We start from the raw sequence: 12,381 nt of genomic DNA, 5'->3' as shown, positions 1-12,381 counted from the left end.
TTTATATCAATTGGGTTTTTAACGGTTTTTTTTGAGATATTTTTATGGTGGCATTGCCTTCGACATTTTCTGCAAATTTTCGCTGCCCGATTTGCCAAAGTTCGCTAAAGGTGGGTGAAAAAGTTTGGCAATGCACGGGTGAAAATGCGCAGCAGCGGCAACATGGCTTTGATGTCGCCAAACAGGGGTACGTGAATCTACTGCCAGTGCAAAATAAGCATAGCAAAAACCCTGGCGATAGTGATGAGTCGATTATGGCGCGGCGTCGTTTTCTACAAGCGGGGTTTTATCAGTCGCTGCAAGATGGGCTGTATGACTTTTGCAGAGGGCTATTATCCTCCCAACCATCGGTAAATTGGCTAGACATTGGCTGTGGCGAAGGATATTATACTGAGCGATTTTTACAGCTTAACCCAAGTAAGTTAGTCGCGCTTGATATCAGCAAACCTGCCGTACTTGCCACTGCCAAACGACTTAAACCAATTAACACGACCACACAAAAATATTGCTTAGTGGCATCTGCTTCGCAAGTACCATTGGCCAGTCAGGCGGTGAGTATATTGACCAGTATTTTTAGCCCGATTTTGGCGGATGAATTTCATCGGTTAGTCAGCGACCAAGGCTTTGTAGTGATTGCCAAGCCTGCCGTCAATCACTTGATTGAGATGCGTGACGGGCTATTTGAACAAATCGTGGCGCACGACTCAGACAAATTTATCGATGAATTAGCACCGTATTTTGAGTTGGTTAAGCAAACGCGGTTGGAAAACACGATTTCGCTTACCGCTACGCAGTTACAAGATTTATTGACTATGACGCCCTATGCGTTTCGGGCGCAGCCAGCCAGACGTGAAGCATTAATCGACCGCTGCGAGCAGGCAGGGTCAATGCGCTTTACTACGGATTTTATGATTTATGGGTTTCAAAAAATTTGTCTGTAAAAAAGCGCCCGTCAGTGGGCTATTTTTTTACCTTACAAACAGCCCTAAGCGCGCGGATGATGCTGCTGATGTAGCTGTTGCAGTCTTGATGTCGCCACATGGGTATAGATTTGGGTGGTTGATAAATCACTGTGACCCAATAGCATCTGTACACTGCGCAAGTCAGCGCCGTGATTGAGCAAATGAGTAGCAAAGGCATGACGTAAGGTATGCGGAGAAATTTCGCTGTCGATGCCGGCTTGCTTGGCGTAGCGTTTAATGACATACCAAAAGTTTTGGCGGGTCATATAGCCGCCTTGTTGGGTCAAAAATACCGCTTGGCAGCGACTTTCTCGGCCATTTTTCATGATACATAATTGCGGTCGCGCTACGCTCAAATAATCGGTCAATACATCAATCGCCACTTCGCCAAGGGGTACCAGCCGAGTCTTATCACCTTTACCGGTAACCTGTAACCAGCCTGCATTGAGATTGACTTCACTTAACGATAAATGAATAAGCTCAGAGACACGCAGCCCGCACGCATAGAGCACTTCAAACATGGCTTGGTCACGCATGCCCAATGGGGTCGATGTATCTGGGCTGGCGAGTAGGGCATCGACATCACTTTCGGATAAATCTTTGGGTAGCGCGCGCCCAAGTTTTGGGGTCTTGATATGCTCACACGGGTTGTCATCACGCTGATTAGCGTTGATTTGCCATAAAAAAAACTGTTTGAGCGATGATAAGGCACGCGCTTGGCTGCGCGCTGTTTTGCCTTGTTTATAGAGCGCCGCTAGGCAAGCTAACACGTCACTGGCATCCCAACGGGTGATGGCTTTGCTACAGGTGGCTTCACACAGCATCAAGTCACGAATATAAGCATTGCGCGTATTGGTGGCAAGTCCCCGCGTCAGCAATTCTTGGCGAAACTGCTGAATATAACTGGGCTCATCATCAAGGTGTAAGGCTTTGACTTGGCGAGGTTGGCGCGCGGCGACTTGGGACATAAATGACTTGAAATCTCGGGATAAGGGGGCGTTTTTTTAACCAGCTTTTTTCTTAATCCAGTAATGATACACATTGGCATACGGATCAGGATTTTGGTGTTGTTGGGGGTTGATGATGTCTTGCTGCTCGATAAGTTCATGCCCCAGATGACGACAAAAATTGGGGATATCGCGCGTGGTCGCAGGGTCAGTGGCGATGACATGAATCACCTCTCCCGACTGCGCTTTACGAACAGTTTTATGCAGCAGCATAATCGGCTCTGGACAAATCAGCCCTTGGGTATCGAGTTGGTAATTGGCATCAGGCATGTTGAGTCTCTGTTTGTTGACTTTCTTGGATAAAATTAAAAAAACGGGTTAAATTGGCTTTAAACATAAACGCCACCCCAATCCAGGCGGCTAGGGCGACATAGCTACTGATAACAAACAAGCCAAATCCCATACCGATACACAGCGCAAGCATGCTCGGCTGGCTTAAACGGTAACGGTATAAAATAAACGCCACATAGCAGGATAGCGGTATGGTCAGTCCAACAAGTCCGTAAGGCACCCAATGAAACAAAGTATAAATTGTTTGACTGTCCTTAAACTGTGACAAGCTCTTTAGGGTACCAAATAATAAAAATAGCGCAATTGCCAAATAAACCAGATAAATTGACCATTTGTTGAGTCGCTGTGCGTGTTCAATCAAACCAAGAATAGGGGCAGAAAAGCCTTTGGTCGTTGGCGTAGCAGGCACATTTAATTGAGTCATGATAACAGCGCTCCTTCGCCACTTCTAAGCCAACTGCCAAGCATAATTGCCGAGGCGATACTATCAATCGGCTCTTTGTCACTTTTGATTAACCCATATTCCCAAGCCAAATTTTTGGCTTCACGGCTAGTTAAGCGCTCATCCGCCAAAATAATCGGGCGTGGTCGATGCGCTTCCTCGAGCTGGTGCTTGAGCCTACGAGCAAATTTTTTGGCACGATTGCCAAGCTCAGATGCAGTGCCATCCATATTCAGCGGCAAACCAATGATGATGGTGCTCACTTGCCATGACTCGATAAGTTTTAGCAATTCATCCCAATTGGGTTTGCCATTATCCATTTTAAACTGCATCAACGGGCTTGCGGTTTGGGTTAAGGTATTGCCCAAGGCGATACCCATTTTTGCGATGCCAAAATCAAGCCCCATCACCGTTTCGATAGTATGGGTGTGATGGGTATCTTGCGCCATAGTCAGGTTAAGCATGGCCGATATCCGTACTCAGTTTGTTAAAATCAACGCCCAACTGCTGAGCGGCGACTTGCCAGCGAGTCTGATGGTCGATATCAAACAATAGCCCCATTGATGCCGGCAAAACAAACCAATCGCCTTGGTTGATTTCTTCTTCTAGCTGCCCTTTTCCCCAGCTGGCATGACCCAAACAAAGCTCAAAATGCTCAACGCCTTGACCATTGGCGATACTTTGTAAAATATCCTTGCTAGTGGTGATACAGACGTTTTCGGTGATGGCAAACGAAGATACCCAATCGGGCTGTCCCGTATGGAGCACAAACCCAACTTCCGGGTTCATAGGACCCCCATCTAAGGGTAATTTTCGGTGCAAGTCGGTGATGGTCACATCAATATTTAATTCTTCAAACAGTTTGGCAACGTTGCTGGTTTCGATGGGTTTGTTAATGACTAGCCCTAACGTGCCTTGTTGGTCTTGACGGCAAATATACACCAAAGATTGATAGAAAATCCCGCCGTCAATATTGGGCGAGGCTATCAAAAAATGGTTGGTAAGATTTTGGTTTTTTGACATTCAGTGGCATACCTAATTAAAAGCGACTTAAAAGCGGCAAACATTAAAAACAATAAACATTAAAAGCGACAAGCGATATTAAATTAACTGACACGGCGACTTGCTAGCAAGCTACGCGCGTGTTTGAGCGTGTCTTCGGTGATATTGACCCCGCCCGACATGCGCGCTAATTCCTGCACTTGGTCATCGCCCGACAGGATTTTTAAGTGAGACTGGGCTTTCTCTTGCTGGGTTTTGTACACCAAAATATGCTGATGGGCTTGTGCCGCGACTTGCGATTGGTGAGTGATCGCAATGATTTGTTGTTCTTCACCCAGCTCACGCAGTAATTCGCCCACCACTTGCGCCGTGCCACCACTGATACCTACATCTACTTCATCAAATACCAATAACTGACGGGTGGTGGTTGCCATATCGGTCATCGTATTACGGCAAACCCCTTGCGCATCAATGACTTGCATGATAAGGGCTAGCCGTGATAATTCACCGCCTGAGGCGATTTTGTGAATCGGTTGCATCGGCATGCCGACATTGGCACTAAATAGCAAATCGATTTGCGATAACCCGATACTTTGTGGTTTATCAAGTGGGGTAAATTCAAATGCCGCTTGCACATTGGGCAATGCCAATGCTTTTAACCGTGCAACTAGGGCTTCAGCTAATGTCGTGGCATTGGCTTGGCGACTGTCATCCAACGCTTGGGCTTTTTGCAAGTAGGCTTGATAAGCTTGTTCAATTTGCTCTGCCATTGCTTCAGGCGACATCACCGATTGCAAATCATCTAATTGCTGTTGCCAGGCTTGGCTGTCTTCAACAAGGCTTTCAGGGGTGGTGTGATATTTACGCGCGAGTCGGTGGAACGTCGATAACTGCTCATCAAGTAACGCTAACCGCTTGGGGTCAAGGCTTTGTCCTTCGGCATAATTGCTCAAAGTGCTAGCCACTTCAGCGATTTGGGTATGTGCTGAGTACAACTGTTCAACGCAATCCGCATAGGTTTGGCTAAGCCCGGTTTGCGCTTCACACAGTTTAATCGCCCGATTAAGCAGGCTTACCACATCGGGCTCATCACTGTCATTATCCAGTAATTGCACCGACAAGGCGGCTTGCTGCATGAGGTTTTCAAGGTTAGATAATTCATCGTATTCAGCTTCAAGTTCACTGTATAAGACAGTGGCAATTGGCTCAATATCGGCTAATTGATTGCTCAATAGCTGAATTTGCTGCTGGCGCAATTGCTCATCTTTGGCGTGCTGGGCGGCTTGTGATTTAAGGCGTTCGTACTGCAAAAAAGCCTGTTTTACGTCGTTTGCTTGGCTATTTAAGCCCGTGGCGCTATCAAGCCATTCCATCACAAACTGCGGACGCAGCAAACTTTGCTGGGCATGTTGGCTGTGAATATTGACCAGTAACCCACCCAAGGTTTTAAGCTCATTCATACTAATGGGCATGCCATTGAGCCAAGCTTTACTACGAAGCGCACCGTTTTGGTTAGCAAGTTGCCGGCGAATCAGCAGCGTATCGTCTTCAAATGGGTAATTTTGCTCACTAAGCCATGCCATGACTTCGGGTAATTGACCGATATTAAATTCTGCAAAAGCGTCTGCCGTGGTCTGTCCATGCCGAATCAAACCTGCGTCACTACGACCACCCACGCACAAGGTCAAGGCGTCAAGCAACAGTGATTTACCAGCACCTGTCTCGCCAGTGATAATGTTAAATCCAGCATTCATCTCAATCTCAGCATTGGTGACGAGTGCTAAATTTTGTAAGGTTAACTGTGTCAGCATATCAATCCTATCATTGACGTTAAGAGTGGCACATTGGCGGTCAAATTTGCAAAAACTTTATTGTAACCTTGTCATGAAAAGCTCACAATAATCCTAGACAAGTCTTCAAAAATCAGTAAAAATTCCATCTAGCTGTTTCACACTAAACAATAGCATAATTGGGACAATTACAAAATAAGCAACGCAAAAATCCAAATTTCCGTCAGCTGGCTATCTTTGATGGGTATCTGTGTCTAGCAATCTTCGCCTAGTCAAGTTGAGGGCGGTTTCATCGATTGTCATAAAACATAGATTGTCATAAAAGTTGACTAAATTTGATGATATTCTATTGGTCTAAACAACGTCTGCACAAGGATAACGGAACATAATTTTTTATCAACCGTTAACAATCTATCGGCAATACCATTGGCTGATTGCGACAAGTCACGGACTGCGTTTGATTATAAAACCCATTTGTCGATTAAAAAAAGCGGGTTGCCGCAAAACGACTTGCCCATCTTTATAATTCTTTATAATTTTTTATAACAAGGCAGCGTTATCAAGTCAACTGACTGTGTATTTTAAGGAGAATCTCATGACGTCACCTAATCGTTTCGACCATGTATCGGTAGAAAAAATAGCGAATGTTTACTATGAAGGTCGTACTTTTAGTCGGACTGTTTGGTTTGAAGATGGACGCAAAAAAATGCTAGGAATCGTGCTACCTTGTGATGCCGATGTGCCCGCCTATGAATTTAAAACCGACTCATCTGAACGTATCGAAATTTTGGCAGGCGAGTGTGAAGTCAAACTGGCAGGCGAGGAAGAATTTACTTATTACCGTGCCGGTCAAGCGTTCTTGGTCGAAGGGCATAGCAGTTATGAGCTACGTAATGAAGCAGTCGTGCAGTACATTTGCCACCTAGAAGGCTAGCGAATAATATACAAAGCTAGCGGCAAGGCAAATATAAAATCGAAAAAAAGGGTCATCAATCATGGCAAAACCGAGTTATTTTTATGGCATTCATGCCGTGCAATCCATCTTGCAACACCGCGGTATCGATGGGTTGACACTCTTTATTCAAGACGGTAAAAAACAAGATGATGCCACGGTAGCCAACATCACCGAGCTTGCCCAAACCTACGGGATTGCGATACAAATCAGCGCCAAAGACAAACTCACCAAGCTTGCAGAAAGTCCGCAGCATCAAGGCGTGGTATTGCAAGCCCGCTTTGCTGAACTCCAAGATGAGGCAGATCTCAAATACCTCGTTGACAAACACCAAACCGAGCGAAAACCGCTATTGCTACTGGTGCTTGATCAAATCACCGACCCGAATAACCTTGGCGCGTGTTTGCGTACCGCCGTGGCAATGGGTGTCTCAGCCGTCATTATTCCCAAAAATCATAGCTCAAGCATTACCCCAGCCGTGGCAAAAGTCGCCGTCGGTGCGGTGGAATTAATTCCTTTTATCCAAGTCACTAATCTTGCGCGTACGCTCACTGACATCAAAAAACAAGGGGTGTTTGTGTTTGGTACGGCACTTGATGATACGGCAAAGCCCGTGCAAGACTGTGATTTGACAGGTGATGTGGCGATTGTGATGGGCTCAGAAGGTGACGGTATTCGCCGTTTGACCGCAGATACCTGCGACCAGCTGGTTTATATCCCGATGCCCGGCAATGAACATGGGCAAATCCAAAGTTTAAATGTCAGTGTCGCCACTGGCATGGTGCTGTATGAAGCCAGTCGCCAGCGCGCTAAAAAATAATGAGAAAATATGTTATCTGTATTGATGATTTAAAAAAAATTGCTCAGGAAGTGGGCTAAGAAAGGAAAAATCAAAATGCAATTTGCCATTATTGGACTGGGTGTTTTTGGTATTACCTGTGCTAAAGAGCTTGAAAAATTGGGCAACCAAGTCCTAGCGATTGATATTGATGAAAAACTGGTCGATGACATCAGTGAACATGTCACCCGTGCCGTGATTGCTGATGCCACCGACAAAGACACCATAGAAGAGCTTGACCTTGCAAGTTTCGACGGCGTGCTCGTGAGCATTGGTGATAACCTTGAAGCCAGCTTGCTATGTACACTCAACCTACTAAGCCTAAACGTACAAAACCTATGGGTGAAAGCCAAAACCGACTCCCATCACCAAATCCTAAAAAGCTTAGGCGTGAATAATATTATTCACCCCGAACAAGACATGGGGATTCGTATTGCCCAAAAAATGAACTATCCGATGGTCAAACAATACATGGCATTGGGTGACGAGCAGTTTTTGGTTCGTCTAGACCCGCCTGAGCAGTGGCGAGGGCACCCGTGGTCGGATGTACAACACAGCCATCCTGATATTACTTTTATCATGCTAAAACGCAACCAGCAAATCTTTAACCAATTACCCGATGGCTTTTTCTTTCAAGGTGGGGATAAATTGGTGGTGGGTGGTGATACCCAAGCGCTGCGTCGCCTTGCCAAAGCCATTCGCCAAACGGCTATTTAGCTCACCACTCACGCAAAAAAGGTAATTAGGTGTAGATATGCCGTTTCGTGAAGTCAAAAAAGGCGAAAAACCAAAGATTGTTGATAAATCAAAACCCAGCACTCACGACCTAGAGCCGCCTACCAAACAGGGACTGCAGTTGTCCTCGCCTGCGATTTTGTCCTTGGGGTTTTTAGCGTTAATTGTGATGGGGACGGTTTTGCTGTCATTGCCAATCGCAACAATTCAACCGATTAGTCTGTTAGCAGCAGCCTTTACCGCGACGTCTGCGGTGACGGTCACGGGACTAAATGTCGTAGATACCGCTAACTATACCACGTTTGGACAACTGGTGATTGCCGCGCTGATTCAATTTGGCGGGCTAGGTTTTATGACCTTTGCGATTTTGGTATTGACCAGTTTGCAAGGTAAAATGGGATTATCCGGCTCAATCACGGCGCAGGAAGCGTTGGGTACCCATAGCAACCAAATTGGTAGTACAGCCAAAGCGGTAATCAAAATTGCCTTTATCACCGAGAGCTTGGGTTTTTTAGGATTAACGCTATTTTTAGCACCGCTAAAAGGGCTAAAAGATGCGATGTATGAAGCATTTTTTCTGTGTATCTCAGCGTTTAACAATGCAGGTTTTGCGCTAAATGGCAACAATATGACTGCCTATGTGCACCAGCCGATGATTAGTTTTATCATAAGTTTGCTTATTATCACGGGTGGTATCGGATTTTTGGTGATTTTAGATATCATCAAACACAAGCGCTGGCAAAAATTTACCCTGCACACCAAAGTCATGGTTTTGGGCACGATAGCGCTCAATGTCATCGGTTGTATGGGGTATTGGTTACTTGAGCGTCATAACGCCAAAACGATTGGCGGATTGAGCGAAGCTGGGCAGTGGTTTGCGTCTTGGTTTATGGCGGTGACGTCACGTACCGCAGGCTTTAATAATATTGATTATAGCCAAGTGACAGATGCCAGTACGTTATTGACCTTTATATTGATGTTTATTGGCGCAGGCTCAATGTCCACAGGTGGCGGTATCAAAATCGGTACCTTTGTGATTATCCTAGCATCGACTAGGGCATATTTGCGTCAGCACCCGCAAGTGACAATTTTTCATCGTGCTATCTCTGATCACTTGGTGAAAAAATCGTTTGCGGTGATGAGCACCTCGATTTTGATGATTGCTTTAGCGGCGTTTATTTTAACCATATGTGAGCCAGAAGGGCATTTGGTTGATATTTTATTTGAAGTGATATCGGCATCGGCAACGGTCGGGTTATCGCGAAATTTCACCCCGACATTGAGCGAACCTGGGCAATGGGTGATTATGTTTATGATGTATATGGGGCGTCTTGGACCGTTAACCTTGGCGTATTTTATCGCAACCCCTAAGCCGACCCGTATTCGTTACCCTGAGACCCATACCCTTGTTGGTTGAGTTGGCGCCCTTATTGGCTAAGTTGGCTAATTTAACAGGGTTAGTGAAGCAGCAAAGACCAAGCAGAACCTTTAGACAGCGATTGATGTAGATAGCGATTGGTGCACCCAAGATACTAAAAATAAGATACCGAAAACCCAAGATACTGAAAACCTAACGAAGCTATCGCCAAATCGTGTATGATGATTGTCTACAACGGGTGAATTGAGCGATTTAGTAAGTTTTAAGGTTATGAGTAGTTATATTTTAGATACAGAAGCGCATGGATTGGTTGAGCCACATGCGACCGAAATTGCCTACATTGGCGTGGTGTTTAGTCCAGCAGGCGAGCTAACACTACAGACCCACAACGCTTTTGAGCAGCGCTTTAACCCGCACAAAAAAATTACTTTGGGCAGCCAAGCCATCACAGGGATTTTTGACGACGATGTGGCAGACAAGCCGCCGCATACTGATTTTCAGTTACCAGAAGACTGCGAGTATCTTATTGGGCACAATATTGACTTTGATGCTGACGTACTGACCAATGCCAAATGTGATTTATCAAACATTAAGCGTATTTGCACTTTGGCACTGGCACGGCATTTTTTCCCGCAGTTAGATAGCCATAGTTTGGGTGCGTTACTGTGTTTTTTTGAGCCGCAGGTTGCCAAAAAAAATATCAAATTCGCGCATGGTGCCAAATACGATATTTGGTTTACCTTTTTGGTCTTAAAAGCTATCTGCTATCAGCATCGCATCACCGATATGGCACAGCTGTATCAAGCCAGTGAACATGCCCGAAAACCCACGGTAATGCGCTTTGGTAAACATAAAGGGGTTGCCATTAAAGACTTGCCGGCTGATTATGTCGATTGGCTGCTCAAACAAGCTGACCTTGACCCGTATTTACACCTTGCGCTCACTGAAAATAGCGCATGCAAGCATGGCAACCTTCTATGATTGCCTGCGCTATGATTGAACCCTTGCGCCATGATTTAACCCATAAAGTGTCAAAATGATTACGCGCCAAATTGCGGTTTAACAATCACCAAAATCACCACGGCGACCAAAATAAACACAGGCACCTCATTAAACCAACGCCAAAAAACATGGGTTTTATAATTAGGGTTATCAATCAGTTTTAAGCGAAATCGACCACAAGCTACATGATATACCGTCAACGCAATGACGCAGGCTAGCTTGATATGTAGCCAAACTTGGGTTTTATAACTGTCCCAATTGGGTAGTAGCATACACAAACCAAAAATCCAAGTGGCAATCATCGCAGGTGTCATGATGCCGCGATACAGTTTACGCTCCATCAATGCAAATCGCTCTTGACTGATTTTATCGGCGCTCATGGCATGATACACAAACAAGCGTGGTAGATAAAAAATCGCGGCAAACCAACACACCAATGAAATCACATGCCAAGCTTTAAACCATAAAAAATATTCTGTCATTGCTTACCCCGATGATGATGCAACTAAATAAACTTACCCTAAATAAGCTTATTCTAAATCAGCTTACTCTAAATAAACTTGCCCTAAAAAAGTTTGCAAATAGCCGTTATTTTAAAGTTTGCATGACAGCAAGTAAATCCGAGATTTGTTGTTCACTATGACGAGCACTCACGCAAAAGCGTAGCCGTGCTGTGCCTACAGGCACTGTGGGTGGGCGGATTGCCGAGACCCAAAAACCGCGAGATTTTAACGCGTTGGCAAGCTGCAGGGTTCTATCATTATTGCCAATGACCACAGGAATAATGGCGGTGGTCGGTATTTGATTATCAATACCTACTTGCCAATTTTGCTGCAATAGCCCTTGACTGAGCTGCTTGATGTTAGCAAGTAATTGGTCACTGCGCAAAGTATCGGTGTGCGACATGGCTATGCTAGTTTTAGTCACGCTGGCAAGCACAGGGGGCATCGCCGTGGTATAAATAAATGAACGGGCAAAATTGGTCACATAGTCAATCAGCTCACTCGAACCTGCGACAAATGCGCCACTGGTACCTATCGCTTTACCAAAGGTGCCGATATAAATATCTGCCTGTGGTTGGGCTTTTTTATAAGCCTGATAGGGCAAACCAAAACCGTGGGCATCATCTACCATCAAGGCGCATTCATAACGAGTAGCTAATGCATGCAGCGCAGCCAAATCGGCAATGGTACCATCCATACTAAAAATATGATCGGTGACAATCAGTTTTTGCTTAGCGCTACTTTGCGAGAGCAGCTGTTCTAATTGGCTATAATTGCGATGCCCAAAACGCATCACTTTGGCACGGCTAAGGATTGCCCCATCGACAATGGATGCATGATTGAGCTTATCGCTAAAAATCACGCTGTCTTTACCACACAACGCTTGAATCACACCGACATTTGCCATATACCCTGTGCTAAAAGTTAATGCCCGTTCATAGCCTGTCACTTGGGCAAGGGTGGTATCCAATTGTTCATGCCAAAGCGTATGCCCCGTAATCAGGTGCGATGCGCCACTACCGACTTGCTGGATGGTTTTTGCAGCTTGGCTAAACGCTTGTATGAGTTGCGGGTCGGTGGCAAGTCCCAAATAATCGTTGCTGGCAAAGTTGACGTAGGTTTTGCCATCTATGTCAATGGTGGGCGTCACGCCTTGCCTAATGGGTATCAGTTGACGATACAGGTCTTTTTGGCGCTGTTCATCAAGAGCTGATTGAAGGGCAAAATTGACTAACATACTGTTGAACTCTGTTAAAGCATCGTTAAAACATCTAAGAAAAAACCGCCACTTGGGCGGTTTCTTGGCATATCAAACGACAGCCAAACTCCCGATGCGACCATTCATCGCATTGGTCACCGGGATTTGTCTAGGCTCGGCTTTCTCAACCGTCAACCCTAAATCGGCAATCAACTGATCATCATGATTGGTGGTAGCATTATCGGTGGTCAATAAACGATTCCCATAAAAGAAAGAATTGG

14 protein-coding genes are annotated in these 12,381 nt (G+C 45.4%); 6 read left to right on the top strand and 8 right to left on the bottom strand.

The genetic code is table 11. The annotated features are described in order from the left end of the window. The first annotated feature begins 44 nt into the window (after positions 1-44). A complete protein-coding gene (locus tag RTS10_RS10110) occupies positions 45-941 on the top strand; it encodes a putative RNA methyltransferase (RefSeq protein WP_312540187.1) in 897 nt (298 codons plus the stop codon). Between the two features lie 44 nt (positions 942-985). Here the strand turns inward: RTS10_RS10110 and xerD are convergent, their stop codons facing one another. The 6 genes from xerD to recN form a co-directional block, all read right to left on the bottom strand. After that, on the bottom strand, positions 986-1,930 hold the full coding sequence (gene xerD / locus RTS10_RS10105) for a site-specific tyrosine recombinase XerD (protein WP_312540185.1): 945 nt from the start codon (positions 1,928-1,930) through the stop codon (positions 986-988). Positions 1,931-1,966: 36 nt separating this feature from the next. Further along, the gene (gene tusA, locus RTS10_RS10100) at positions 1,967-2,239 is read right to left on the bottom strand and encodes a sulfurtransferase TusA (protein WP_050324895.1); all 273 of its coding nucleotides are present in this window, start codon (positions 2,237-2,239) and stop codon (positions 1,967-1,969) included. Then, complete coding sequence (locus RTS10_RS10095; RefSeq protein ID WP_144918507.1) at positions 2,232-2,684, bottom strand: hypothetical protein; 453 nt, start codon at positions 2,682-2,684, stop codon at positions 2,232-2,234. Before RTS10_RS10095 ends, tusA begins: the two co-directional genes overlap by 8 nt. Continuing rightward, positions 2,681-3,166 (bottom strand): Holliday junction resolvase RuvX, encoded by a 486-nt coding sequence (ruvX, locus tag RTS10_RS10090; RefSeq protein ID WP_228274244.1) that lies wholly within the window; start codon positions 3,164-3,166, stop codon positions 2,681-2,683. Before ruvX ends, RTS10_RS10095 begins: the two co-directional genes overlap by 4 nt. Further along, a complete protein-coding gene (locus tag RTS10_RS10085; RefSeq protein WP_050324897.1) occupies positions 3,159-3,725 on the bottom strand; it encodes a YqgE/AlgH family protein in 567 nt (188 codons plus the stop codon). The genes ruvX and RTS10_RS10085 overlap by 8 nt, the downstream gene beginning before the upstream one ends. An 83-nt stretch (positions 3,726-3,808) precedes the next feature. Further along, positions 3,809-5,515, bottom strand: a complete 1,707-nt coding sequence (gene recN, locus RTS10_RS10080) for a DNA repair protein RecN (RefSeq protein ID WP_312540182.1) — start codon at positions 5,513-5,515, stop codon at positions 3,809-3,811. 574 nt (positions 5,516-6,089) lie between these two features. Here recN and ppnP point away from each other — a divergent pair. The 5 genes from ppnP (at position 6,090) to RTS10_RS10055 (ending at position 10,378) form a co-directional block, all read left to right on the top strand. Further along, a complete protein-coding gene (ppnP, locus tag RTS10_RS10075; protein WP_007115041.1) occupies positions 6,090-6,428 on the top strand; it encodes a pyrimidine/purine nucleoside phosphorylase in 339 nt (112 codons plus the stop codon). Between the two features lie 61 nt (positions 6,429-6,489). Beyond that, on the top strand, positions 6,490-7,266 hold the full coding sequence (rlmB, locus tag RTS10_RS10070; RefSeq protein WP_312540181.1) for a 23S rRNA (guanosine(2251)-2'-O)-methyltransferase RlmB: 777 nt from the start codon (positions 6,490-6,492) through the stop codon (positions 7,264-7,266). A 75-nt stretch (positions 7,267-7,341) separates the two neighbouring features. Then, positions 7,342-8,001: a potassium channel family protein gene (locus RTS10_RS10065; protein ID WP_062332302.1), complete on the top strand. Its 660-nt coding sequence runs from the start codon at positions 7,342-7,344 to the stop codon at positions 7,999-8,001. Positions 8,002-8,038: 37 nt separating this feature from the next. Beyond that, positions 8,039-9,436, top strand: a complete 1,398-nt coding sequence (locus tag RTS10_RS10060) for a TrkH family potassium uptake protein (RefSeq protein ID WP_062332299.1) — start codon at positions 8,039-8,041, stop codon at positions 9,434-9,436. Positions 9,437-9,667: 231 nt separating this feature from the next. After that, positions 9,668-10,378 (top strand): exonuclease domain-containing protein, encoded by a 711-nt coding sequence (locus tag RTS10_RS10055; protein ID WP_312540180.1) that lies wholly within the window; start codon positions 9,668-9,670, stop codon positions 10,376-10,378. Between the two features lie 59 nt (positions 10,379-10,437). Here the strand turns inward: RTS10_RS10055 and hemJ are convergent, their stop codons facing one another. Together hemJ and RTS10_RS10045 are read right to left on the bottom strand one after the other, a co-directional pair. Continuing rightward, complete coding sequence (gene hemJ, locus RTS10_RS10050; RefSeq protein WP_007115035.1) at positions 10,438-10,881, bottom strand: protoporphyrinogen oxidase HemJ; 444 nt, start codon at positions 10,879-10,881, stop codon at positions 10,438-10,440. Between the two features lie 106 nt (positions 10,882-10,987). Next, the gene (locus tag RTS10_RS10045; protein ID WP_312540179.1) at positions 10,988-12,139 is read right to left on the bottom strand and encodes an aminotransferase class I/II-fold pyridoxal phosphate-dependent enzyme; all 1,152 of its coding nucleotides are present in this window, start codon (positions 12,137-12,139) and stop codon (positions 10,988-10,990) included. Between the last annotated feature and the right edge of the window lie 242 nt (positions 12,140-12,381).

The organism is Moraxella sp. CTOTU47616, from assembly GCF_032017465.1.
Taxonomy (GTDB): Bacteria; Pseudomonadota; Gammaproteobacteria; order Pseudomonadales; family Moraxellaceae; genus Faucicola; species Faucicola tetraodonis.
The sequence above is the reverse complement of the archived record's forward strand: the minus strand, read 5'-3'. Positions and strand labels throughout refer to the sequence as shown.